Raw genomic sequence first — 9447 nt, 5'->3', positions numbered from 1 at the left:
TCGACGAACGGGACCAGGAGCTCAGCCAGAAGAGCCACCTGCTGCGCGAGGGCGACCACCGGATCCAGAACAGCCTGCAGATCGTCGGCGGCATGCTCCGGATGCAGCTGCGTACGACCACCGATGCCGACGTGAAGTCCCAGCTCGAAGAGGCGCTCAGCCGGGTCAGCGCGGTGGCCCTCGTGCACCGCCGCCTCCACCGCTCCGAACACCCCGAGGCGGTGGACCTGGACATCTACCTGCGCGAACTGCTGGCCGACATCGGCGCATCGCTCGGCGAGGAGTGGACGCGCCAGATGACGATCAACCTCAGTCCGGTCTCGACGCCCACCGAGATGGCGATGTCCATCGGCCTGGTGCTGAGCGAGCTGGTGCTGAACGCCGCCAAGTACGCCTACGACGGCGGCGCCGGGCCGCTGGCGATGGATCTCGTCCTGCGCGGACCGGCCCTGCGGCTCGAAGTGCGCGACTGGGGTCGCGGCGAGGCCCTGGCCCAGCCGGTCGCCGGCGGGGGGCTCGGCTCCCGGCTGATCGCCGGTCTCATCGACCGGTTCAACGGGACCATCGAGCGCAAGGCCGCCTCGCCCGGCTTGCGCGTGGTCGTGACCGTGCCGCTGCCCGCGGGCGCCCGCAGCCTCGACGCATGAGTGTCCTGGCCGAACTCCGGCGGGCCACGAAGGCGCGTCACGACGATCTGGAGGCGAACGCGGGCATTCTCGAACGGCTCGCCGGCCACGCGGGGCGGCGTCGGCTGCTGGGAGTCTTCCTGTCGCTGTACGAACCGGCGGAGAGGGCCCTGCGGCCTCACCTAGCGACCATCCCCGATTACGACTTCGAGGTCCGCCTCAAGACCCCCGCCCTCCGACGGGACCTGCGGTCCCTGGATGCACACGCGGAGATGCCGGCGCCGGCCGCGCCGCCTCTGCTGACCAGCCGCGCCCATGCCCTCGGCTTCGCCTATGTGCTCGAGGGCTCCACCCTCGGCGGCCGGGTGATCCGCAAGCGCCTGCGGGCGGCCGGCCTCCCGCTGGAGGGGACGGGGTTTTTCGACATCTACGGACCCGAGACCGGCCGGCGCTGGCAGGACTTCTGCGCGGTCCTGGAGCGCGAGTGCGCCGACCGCGCCGCCGAGGCGGTCGCCGGCGCCCTGCTCGGGTTCGACTACGTGCGCGCCGGCCTTGTCGGCGAGGCGGCTCACACTTCCTGAGGCGCGCCTACTTGGCGGCGGCCTGCGCCTTCTCGCCGGCGTCGGCGGCCGCTTCCCCAGCCTTCTCCGCTTCCGCGCCCGCCGCCGCCGCGGCGTTGCCGGCGGCCTGGCTTTGAGCGGTGGTCTGGGCGCCAGCGGCCGAGGCGGCGGCCTGCCGGGCCTGCTCGGCTGCAGCGGCCGCCTGGTCGGCCGCCGCGGAGGTCTCCTGGGCGGCCTCGGCCGTCGCCGCAGCCTTGTCCTGCGCGGTCTGCGGCTGCTGCTGGCAGGCCGCGGCCGCCAGGGCGAAGGTGAGGGCGGCGCAGATCGGAAGTCGCATCGGCGGAAGCTCCGGCTAAGGTCCTGCCGGAAACGCGCCGCACGCCCTGCGGGTTCGGTCTCAGGCCGGCGCTGCGACGCCCATCTTCTCCCGCAGGTGGTCGATCACCTCCCGCATCTGGTCCTTGGGGCTGAACTCGATGGCGCTGTAGTCCTCGTCCACCCACACCGTGTGCCCTGGCGGCCAGTAGTAGACCTCGCCGGCGCTGACCTGCTCGGTCTCGCCGTCGCCGTAACGGACGTTGATCGAGCCCTTCAGCACCATGCCCCAATGGGGACACTGGCAGAGGTTCTGCGGCATCCCCTGGAGCAGCGGCGTGGCGTCCGCCCCCTTCGGGAAATGAATGTGGGAGATGTTGAGCTCTCCCCAGTCGGCGCCCTGAACCCGCACGCCCCCGGCGTTGAGGGAGTCCGGCAGCGCTTCGCACTTCATCTTCATGGCGTCACTCCTGGTCTGGTGACGCCAGTCTGCGCCGGCGCGCCGGGGCCCGCTTGCAGAACCCCTGGAGGTTTTTGGGAGAAGCCGAAGCGGCGTGGTAGTTTGCAGAACGATGATCTACCGCTTCGGCGCTTTCCGCCTGGATGCCGCGGCCTGCGAACTGCGGAACGCGGAAGCGCACGTGCCGATGGAGCCGCAGGTCTTCGCGCTGCTCCGCCTGCTGATCGAGAACCGCCACCGCTTGGTCGGCAAGGACGAGATCGTCGACACCGTCTGGAACGGTCGGATCGTCTCCGAGGCGGCGATCTCGAGCCGGGTGAAGTCGCTGCGCCAGGCGCTCGGCGACGACGGCGCAGCCCAGCGGATCGTCCGCACCGTGCCGAAGATGGGCTTCCGCTTCGTCGCCGAGGTGGAGACCGACGCGGGCCCCGAGCCGGCCGTCGGTGAGGCGCCGGCGACCGAAGCCTCCGAGCCGTCGTCGCGGCCTTCGATCGCCGTCCTGCCGTTCTCGGTGCTCGGTGGTGGACCGAGCGCGGCGGCGCTGGCCGACGCCCTGCCCCACGACCTGATCGCCGAACTCTCGCGGCTGCGCTGGCTGTTCGTGATCGCCCGTGGCTCGACCTTCCGGTTCCGCGGCGCCCAGGGCGACCTGGCAGCGATTCGCACGGCCCTCGGCGCCGCCTACGGCCTGACCGGCTCGGTGGAGGTCGGCGAGCGGCTCATGCTGCTCACCGTCGAGCTCAGCGACACCCGCGACGGCGGGGTGATCTGGAGCGAGCGCTTTCGCGCCCCGCCCGACGCCGTGCACGAGATCCGCGAGCAGATCGTCCGCGCTGTGATCGCCGCCCTGGAGCTCCAGGTGCCGCTGATCGAGGCCCGCCGCGCGCGCCTGACCTCGCCGGAGAACCTCGATGCCTGGGCGGCCTACCACCTGGGCCTTGGCCACATGTACCGCTTCACCGCCGACGGGGCGGCGCGGGCGGCCGAGCTGTTCCGCCGCGCGGTGGAGCTGGAGCCGACCTTCGCCCGGGCCCATGCGGGCCTTTCCTTCACCCACTTCGAGACCGCCTTCCTGAGCTTCACCGATGCGCCGGGCGAGGCCGCGGCCCTGGCGCAGCGCGCCGCCGAGACCAGCCTGGAGCACGATCCACTCGACCCGTTCTGCAACCTCGTGATGGGCCGGGTCTTCTGGCTGCGGCGGGACCTGGAGGCCGGGCTGCCCTGGCTGGAGCGGGCGATCGCGCTCAACCCCAACTACCCGCAGGCGAAGTACTCCAAGGCGTGGACCGAGACCCTTATGGGCCAGGGGCTGGAGGGCCGGAGCGGCGCAGACGAGGCCCTGCGGCTCAGCCCGCTGGATCCCCTCGCCTACGGCATGCTCGGCGTGCGGGCCCTCTCGCACCTGGTGCTGGACGAGCCCGACCAGGCCGCCGCCTGGGGCGAGCGCGCCGCCCGGGCGCCGGGCGCCCATGCGCTGATCCACATGATCGCCGCCGTCGGCCACAGTCTCGCGGGCGATCCGGCCAGCGCCTGCCGCTGGGCGGCGTCGGCCCGGGCTCGCAAGCCCGGCCTCTCGGCGGAGGACTTCCTTGCCGCCTTCCCCTTCCACGACGCCGCTGCACGCCGGCGGGTCGTCCGGGGGTTCGAGGCGCTGCGCTAGGCGCCCGGAGTCACGTCCAGCCCTGCTCCCATCTCGGCGTCCCTGAGAAGTGGCGCGCCAGGTGGTCGACGAAGACCCGCACCTTCGCGGAGAGGTGCCGGGCGTGGGGATAGACGGCGTAGATCGGCATCGGCTCCGGCTCGAAGTCGCAGAGCAGCGTCGAGAGCCGCCCCGCGCGCAGATCCTCGGCCGCCGCGAAGGCGGGCGCCCGGGCGACGCCGAAGCCGTAGCGGGCGGCGGCCAGGCAGGCTTCGGCGTTTGAGAGGCGGAGCCGGCCGTGAACACGAACATCCACTCGCGCCGCGCCCCGGCCGAAACTCCACAGCGTGGGGTCAGCCAGGTTGAGGTCCAGGATCGCCTCGCGGTGGGCGAGCTCCGACGGCTCCATCGGCCTTCCCTCGCGCTGCAGGTAGTCGGGGGCGGCGCACGTGACGACGCGCGCCTCGCCGAGCTTGCGGGCGACCAGCGAGGAGTCGGCCATGCGCGTGATGCGGACGGCGACGTCGTAGCCCTCCTCCACCAGGTTGGTGACCCGGTCGGACAGCGACACCTCCAGCGAGACCTCCGGATAAGCGCGGGCGAACTCCAGGATCACGCACTCCAGCTCCACTGAGCCGAACGACATCGGAGCGGTGACCTTCAGGAGCCCCCGAGGGCCGCTCACGTCTCGGACTGAGGTCTCCAGGGCGTCGAACTCGTCGACGAGGCTGCGGGCCCGCTCCAGGTAGGCGCGGCCAGTGTCCGTCAGTGAGACGTCCCGCGTGGTCCGATTGAGCAAGCGCGCACTGAGCCGGTCTTCCAGGCGTGCGATCGCTTTCGAGGCCTGGGCCGGGGAGACCCCGATGCGTCGGGCCGCGGCGGCGAAGCTGCGGGCCTCCGCCACGGCTACGAAAAGCCGAACTTCATCCAGACGGTCCACAGCCACTCCTTCCAAACCGGAAACAGTCTCCTTCAATCGAGGTGGATTATCAACGCCGCGCCAAGACCCCACCTAGGTCCTGTCGCCTTACGGGCCCCAAGTTTTCAAAGGAGAGAGTCATGTCCACCCGCACCGTCGCCGTCCTCGTCGGCAGCCTCCGCAAGGACTCCTTCAGCCGCCAGCTCGCAGAAGCGCTGGCCGCCGTCGCGCCGCAAAACCTGAAGTTCCGCTTCGTCGAGATCGGCGACCTGCCGTTCTACAACCAGGACGATGAAGCTGCGCCGCCGGCCCAATGGGTCCGCTTCCGAGATCAGGTCCGCGAAGCCGACGCCCTCCTCTTCGTCACGCCGGAGTACAACCGCTCCGTTCCCGCAGTGCTGAAGAACGCCGTTGATGTGGGCTCGCGCCCCTACGGCCACAGCGTCTTCAACGGCAAGCCGGGCGCGGTGATCAGCGTCACGCCGGGCGGCCTCGGCGCCTTCGGGGCCAACCACCACCTGCGCCAATCGCTGGTGTTCCTGAACGTGCCGACCCTGCAGAGCGAGGCCTATATCTCCAACGCCGGCGCGCTGTTCGACGAGCAGGGCCAGCTGGTCAACGAAGATACCCGCGGCTTCCTGACCAAGTACGCCCGCGACTTCGCCGACTGGATCGAGGTCATCGCCGGGGCCCGCACCCCCGAGCTCGCCTAAAGCCATGCGCCTGCCGACCCTGTTCATCCCCCACGGCGCGGGTCCCTGTTTCTTCATGGACTGGGCTCGCGGCCCGGCTGACGCGTGGGACAAGACGGCAGACTGGCTGGGCGGGTTGATCGCCGCCCTGCCGGAGCGGCCCAAGGCGATCCTCGTCGTCTCCGGCCACTGGGAGGCCGAGGCGTTCACGGTGGGGTCGTCGGCGCGGCCGGAGCTGATCTACGACTACTACGGCTTCCCCGAGCACACCTATCGGCTGAGGTTCGACGCGCCCGGCGCGCCGGCCTTGGCCGGGCGGGTGCGCGAACTGCTGGCCGGCGCCGGCCTGCCGGCGGCCGAGGATCCGACCCGTGGCTGGGACCACGGGGTCTTCGTGCCGCTGAAGGTCGCCCTGCCCGAGGCCGACATACCCGTCCTCCAGCTGTCGCTTCAGGCGAGCCTCGACCCGGCCCTGCACCTGGCGGCCGGCCGCGCCCTTGCGCCCCTGCGGGACGAGGGCGTGCTGATCCTCGGCAGCGGCATGAGCTGGCACAACATGCGCGGCTTCTCGCCGGCCTTCACCGAGCGCTCGCGGACCTTCGACGCCTGGCTGACCGAGGCGGTGGCCGATCCCGCCGCCCTCGCCCGCTGGGCCGCCGCGCCCCACGCCCGCGAGGCCCACCCGCGCGAAGAGCACCTGGCCCCCATCTTCCTCGCCGCCGGCGCCGCTAGCGGCGACCCAGGCCGCAAGGTGTTCGGCGACGAGATCATGGACGTGGCGATCTCGGCGTATCAGTTCGGATAGCGCCTTCCTCTCCCGCTTGCGGGAGAGGGAAGCCCCATCTACGGCGCATCGGCCTGCCCTTTCCGCCGCCCGCTCTTCAGCCGGCGGTCGCGGGCGGCCCCCCTCTCCGATGAATGGGAAAAGGAAAGATCAGTTCAGCGCTTGCTTCAGCGCCTGCGCCGTCTCCCGCGCGGCGACGTCCACGGCCGGCGAGACGTCGGCCATGATGTAGAAGTCGTGGACCAGGGCGGGGTATTCCACATGGCGGGCCTCGACGCCGGCCGCGCGGAGGCGTTCGGCCCAGTCGCGGCCCTCGTCCTTCAGCGGATCGAAGCCTGCGGTGACGACGAGCGCCGGCGGCGCGCCGGAGAGGTCCTTGGCTTCGCCGAGCCAGGCTCTCGCGCTCTGCGGATGGCCCTTGGCGGCCAGGCACTTGTCGAACCAGGCGATCGCCGCCTTTGTCAGCACCGGCCCGTCGAGCGCCTTGCGCGAGGCGGTGTCCTCCACCGGCCAGATGCCGGGATAAAGCAGCAGCTGGAACGCCAGCCGTCGTTGCGGATCGTTCCTCAGGTCGAGCGAGACGGACGCGGCCAGATTGCCGCCGGCGCTGTCGCCGCCGACCGCGATCCGCGACCTGTCGAAGCCGATCTCGTCGGCATGGTCGAACGCCCACTTCGTCGCCGCGAGCGCATCGTCGTGGCCGCAGGGGAACGGGTGCTCAGGCGCCAGGCGATAGTCCACCGCCATCACCCGCACGCCGGCGTAGGCCGCGAGCCTGCGGCAGTGGCCGTCGTGGGTCTCCAGGTCGCCGATCACGAAGCCGCCGCCGTGAAAATAGACGAGCCCGGGCGTGGTCGCCGGAGCTCCGGGCGGGGTGTAGAGCCTGGCCGGGATCGGTCCGTCGGCGCCGCCCACCTGCAGATCCTTCGCAACGACGTCCGTGGGCGCATTGGCGTTCTGGGCCGTCCGCTGGGCCCGGTAGCCGGCGCGGACCATCTCGGGCGGGATCACGTCGAGCGGCGGGGCGGGATTGGCGGCGGCGACCTTGGCCTGCTCGTCCACGTGCGCCTTGAAGTGCGGGTCCATGTCCATACGCCTCTCCCCCTAACTCACCTGCCGCTCGCGGCCCGTCCAGAAGGGCGCCCGCAGCTCGCGCCGCAGCACCTTGCCGGACGGGTTGCGCGGCAGCACGTCCACGAAATCCACGCTCTTGGGCGTCTTGTAGCCGGCGATGCGGCTGCGGCAGTGGGCGATGATCTCGGCCGCCTCGGCGCTCAACCCCGGGCGCAGCACGACGATGGCCTTCACCGCCTCGCCCCAGGTCTCGTCCGGCACGCCGATCACCGCCGCGTCGGCCACGGCGGGATGGGAGAACAGGGCGTTCTCGACCTCGGCTGGATAGACGTTCTCCCCGCCCGAGACGATCATGTCCTTCACCCGGTCGTGCAGGAAGACGAAGCCGTCCGCGTCGCGGTAGCCGGCGTCACCGGTCTTGAACCAGCCGTCGGCGTCGATCGCCTCGGCGGTGGCGTCGGGCCGGTTCCAGTAGCCCTTCATCACGCAGGGCGAACGGATCTCGATCTCGCCCACCTCGCCCATTTCGGCCTCGCGCCCGCCGGTGCGGATGCGCAGCTCGATCTCGGGCGAGGGAAGCCCGCAGGCCCTAAGCTTGCCCTTGGCCGGATCGTGGGCCTCGGGCGGCAACCAGGTCCCGACGCCGATGGTCTCGGTCAGCCCGTAGAGCTGATTGAACCCGGCGCCGGCGAACCGCGCCTTCGCGCGCAGCAGCACGTCTTCCGAGATCGGCGAAGCGCCGTAGTAGATACCCTTCAGGCTGGAGACATCGGCGCTCTCCACGCCCGGCGTCATCAGGATCATGTTGATCAGCGCCGGCACCAGGAAGGCGTGCTGGATCTTCTGCTGCTCGATGGCCTGCAGGATGGCCGGCGGGCTGGCCTCGCGCAGCACAATGGCCAGCGCCCCCTGCAGCAGGGACAGCATGCCCATGTTGGCGCCCGCCACGTGGAACAGCGGCATGGCCACCAGCACCGGCATGCCCTCGCCGAACTGGCCCCAGCCCGCCTCGGCTGAGCGGCGCAGCGCGGCGTAGTTGGACTGCGTCAGCTGCACACCCTTGGGCAACCCCGTGGTGCCCGAGGTGTAGAGCTGGATCACGTCGTCGTCGGGCTGGGCCGGGTGCTGCGGATCCTCCGCAGGTTGCCCGGCGATCCAGCCGTGGAAATCCGGCCACGACGCATGGCCCGGCTCGAACTGGACGACGGTGGACAGGCCGCAGTCGGCGGCCAGGCCCTCTACCACGCCGGCATATTCGGAGCCGCAGACCAGCAGCTTGCAGCCGGCGTCCTTCAGCACGAAGGCGATCTCCGGCGCGGCGAGCCGCCAGTTCACCGGACAGAGGCAGGCGCCGATCTTAAGCGCGCCGAACCACAGGGCGAAGAAGTCGTCGGTTCCTTTGGCCAGCACGCCCACCCGTTCGCCGGGGCGCACGCCGGCGGCCCGCATCGCCTGGGCGGCCTGCGACGACAGCCGGTCGAACGCGGCGTAGGTGGTCTCGCGACCCTCGAAGCGGATGGCCGGGGCGTCAGGCCGCCTGCGGGCCTGGTCCCTGACGGCGTCCGCGATGCCCTGGAAGGCGGCCATGGCCCTGAAACGAAAACGCCTCCGGGGTGGCCCCGGAGGCGTCGTCGCTTGCCCTACTCGGCCGCCTGTTTCGGCGCGTAGCCGAGGATGGCCTTGGTCTCCAGGAACTCGTGGAAGGCGTAGTCGCCCCACTCGCGCCCGTTGCCGCTCATCTTGTAGCCGCCGAACGGGGCGGTCATGTCCGAGCCGCCGTTGATCGACACCTGGCCGGCGCGCAGCTGGCGCGCGACCTCGCGGGCCTTCTCGATGTCCGCGCCGTTCACGTAGGCCGCCAGGCCGTATTCGGTGTCGTTGCCGACCTCGATGGCCTGCTCGAGGCTCTCATAGCCGAGGATCGACAGCACCGGGCCGAAGATCTCTTCCTTGGCGATGGTCATCTCGTTGGTGACGTTGGCGAACACGGTAGGCTTCACATAGTAGCCCTTGTCCAGGCCCTCGGGACGGCCGGGGCCGCCGGTGACCAGGGTGGCGCCTTCCTCGACGCCTTTCTGGATCAGGCCCTGGATCTTGTTCCACTGCACCTCGGAGACCACCGGGCCGATGGTGGCGTTGCCGTTGGGATCGCCGACGGTGATCTGGTCGGCGGTCTCGCGGGCGACGCTGATCGCCTCTTCCATCCGCTTGGACGGGACGAGCATGCGGGTGGGCGCGTTACAGGACTGGCCCGAGTTGGTCATCATCGACGCCACGCCGCGGGCCACCGACTTCGAGAACACGTCGTCGTCGAGCACGATGTTCGGGCTCTTGCCGCCCAGCTCCTGGTGGACGCGCTTGACCGTCGGGGCGGCGTT

Annotated in this window: 11 protein-coding genes; 5 read left to right on the top strand and 6 right to left on the bottom strand. The window is 71.0% G+C overall.

Annotated elements, in window-relative coordinates; translation table 11 throughout:
* Together VHK87_RS15305 and VHK87_RS15300 are read left to right on the top strand one after the other, a co-directional pair.
* Positions 1-647: sensor histidine kinase (locus tag VHK87_RS15305; RefSeq protein ID WP_329635755.1), on the top strand; the 647-nt coding region annotated here is incomplete at its 5' end.
* Positions 644-1207 carry a biliverdin-producing heme oxygenase gene (locus tag VHK87_RS15300; protein WP_329635754.1) on the top strand — a complete coding sequence of 188 codons (564 nt, stop codon included), beginning with the start codon at positions 644-646 and terminating at the stop codon, positions 1205-1207. The genes VHK87_RS15305 and VHK87_RS15300, both read left to right, overlap by 4 nt.
* Before the next feature lie 7 nt (positions 1208-1214).
* Here VHK87_RS15300 and VHK87_RS15295 read toward each other — a convergent pair whose 3' ends face one another.
* Positions 1215-1523 (bottom strand): hypothetical protein, encoded by a 309-nt coding sequence (locus VHK87_RS15295; RefSeq protein WP_329635753.1) that lies wholly within the window; start codon positions 1521-1523, stop codon positions 1215-1217.
* A 60-nt stretch (positions 1524-1583) separates the two neighbouring features.
* Positions 1584-1961, bottom strand: a complete 378-nt coding sequence (locus tag VHK87_RS15290; protein WP_329635752.1) for a hypothetical protein — start codon at positions 1959-1961, stop codon at positions 1584-1586.
* A gap of 112 nt (positions 1962-2073) precedes the next feature.
* Between VHK87_RS15290 and VHK87_RS15285 the strand changes: the two genes are divergently transcribed.
* The gene (locus VHK87_RS15285) at positions 2074-3621 is read left to right on the top strand and encodes a winged helix-turn-helix domain-containing tetratricopeptide repeat protein (RefSeq protein WP_329635751.1); all 1548 of its coding nucleotides are present in this window, start codon (positions 2074-2076) and stop codon (positions 3619-3621) included.
* Between the two features lie 10 nt (positions 3622-3631).
* Here the strand turns inward: VHK87_RS15285 and VHK87_RS15280 are convergent, their stop codons facing one another.
* Positions 3632-4540: a LysR family transcriptional regulator gene (locus tag VHK87_RS15280; RefSeq protein ID WP_329635750.1), complete on the bottom strand. Its 909-nt coding sequence runs from the start codon at positions 4538-4540 to the stop codon at positions 3632-3634.
* Between the two features lie 119 nt (positions 4541-4659).
* Here VHK87_RS15280 and VHK87_RS15275 point away from each other — a divergent pair, with 119 nt between their 5' ends.
* Both VHK87_RS15275 and VHK87_RS15270 read left to right on the top strand, forming a co-directional pair.
* Positions 4660-5232 (top strand): NAD(P)H-dependent oxidoreductase, encoded by a 573-nt coding sequence (locus tag VHK87_RS15275; protein ID WP_329635749.1) that lies wholly within the window; start codon positions 4660-4662, stop codon positions 5230-5232.
* A 4-nt stretch (positions 5233-5236) separates the two neighbouring features.
* Positions 5237-6016: a class III extradiol ring-cleavage dioxygenase gene (locus tag VHK87_RS15270; protein WP_329635748.1), complete on the top strand. Its 780-nt coding sequence runs from the start codon at positions 5237-5239 to the stop codon at positions 6014-6016.
* Between the two features lie 129 nt (positions 6017-6145).
* On the opposite strand, the gene VHK87_RS15265 is transcribed toward VHK87_RS15270, so the two are convergent.
* The 3 genes from VHK87_RS15265 to VHK87_RS15255 form a co-directional block, all read right to left on the bottom strand.
* Positions 6146-7087 carry an alpha/beta hydrolase gene (locus VHK87_RS15265; protein ID WP_329635747.1) on the bottom strand — a complete coding sequence of 314 codons (942 nt, stop codon included), beginning with the start codon at positions 7085-7087 and terminating at the stop codon, positions 6146-6148.
* Positions 7088-7099: 12 nt separating this feature from the next.
* Positions 7100-8656: a long-chain-fatty-acid--CoA ligase gene (locus VHK87_RS15260; RefSeq protein WP_329635746.1), complete on the bottom strand. Its 1557-nt coding sequence runs from the start codon at positions 8654-8656 to the stop codon at positions 7100-7102.
* 53 nt (positions 8657-8709) lie between these two features.
* The coding region (locus tag VHK87_RS15255; RefSeq protein WP_329635745.1) for an aldehyde dehydrogenase family protein at positions 8710-9447 on the bottom strand (738 nt) is incomplete at its 5' end.

Source organism: Phenylobacterium sp. (genome assembly GCF_036263695.1).
Classification (GTDB): domain Bacteria; phylum Pseudomonadota; class Alphaproteobacteria; order Caulobacterales; family Caulobacteraceae; genus Phenylobacterium.
Note: the sequence above shows the minus strand (reverse complement) of the source record. Positions and strands in the feature narration are given on the sequence as shown.

What these genes read in the sequence shown, in the direction of transcription:
- VHK87_RS15295 (WP_329635753.1), bottom strand. Translation starts at nt 1,523, where the DNA reads ATGCGACTTCCGATCTGCGCCGCCCTCACCTTCGCCCTGGCGGCCGCG.
- VHK87_RS15290 (WP_329635752.1), bottom strand. Translation starts at nt 1,961, where the DNA reads ATGAAGATGAAGTGCGAAGCGCTGCCGGACTCCCTCAACGCCGGGGGC.
- VHK87_RS15275 (WP_329635749.1), top strand. Translation starts at nt 4,660, where the DNA reads ATGTCCACCCGCACCGTCGCCGTCCTCGTCGGCAGCCTCCGCAAGGAC.
- VHK87_RS15300 (WP_329635754.1), top strand. Translation starts at nt 644, where the DNA reads ATGAGTGTCCTGGCCGAACTCCGGCGGGCCACGAAGGCGCGTCACGAC.
- VHK87_RS15270 (WP_329635748.1), top strand. Translation starts at nt 5,237, where the DNA reads ATGCGCCTGCCGACCCTGTTCATCCCCCACGGCGCGGGTCCCTGTTTC.
- VHK87_RS15260 (WP_329635746.1), bottom strand. Translation starts at nt 8,656, where the DNA reads ATGGCCGCCTTCCAGGGCATCGCGGACGCCGTCAGGGACCAGGCCCGC.
- VHK87_RS15265 (WP_329635747.1), bottom strand. Translation starts at nt 7,087, where the DNA reads ATGGACATGGACCCGCACTTCAAGGCGCACGTGGACGAGCAGGCCAAG.
- VHK87_RS15285 (WP_329635751.1), top strand. Translation starts at nt 2,074, where the DNA reads ATGATCTACCGCTTCGGCGCTTTCCGCCTGGATGCCGCGGCCTGCGAA.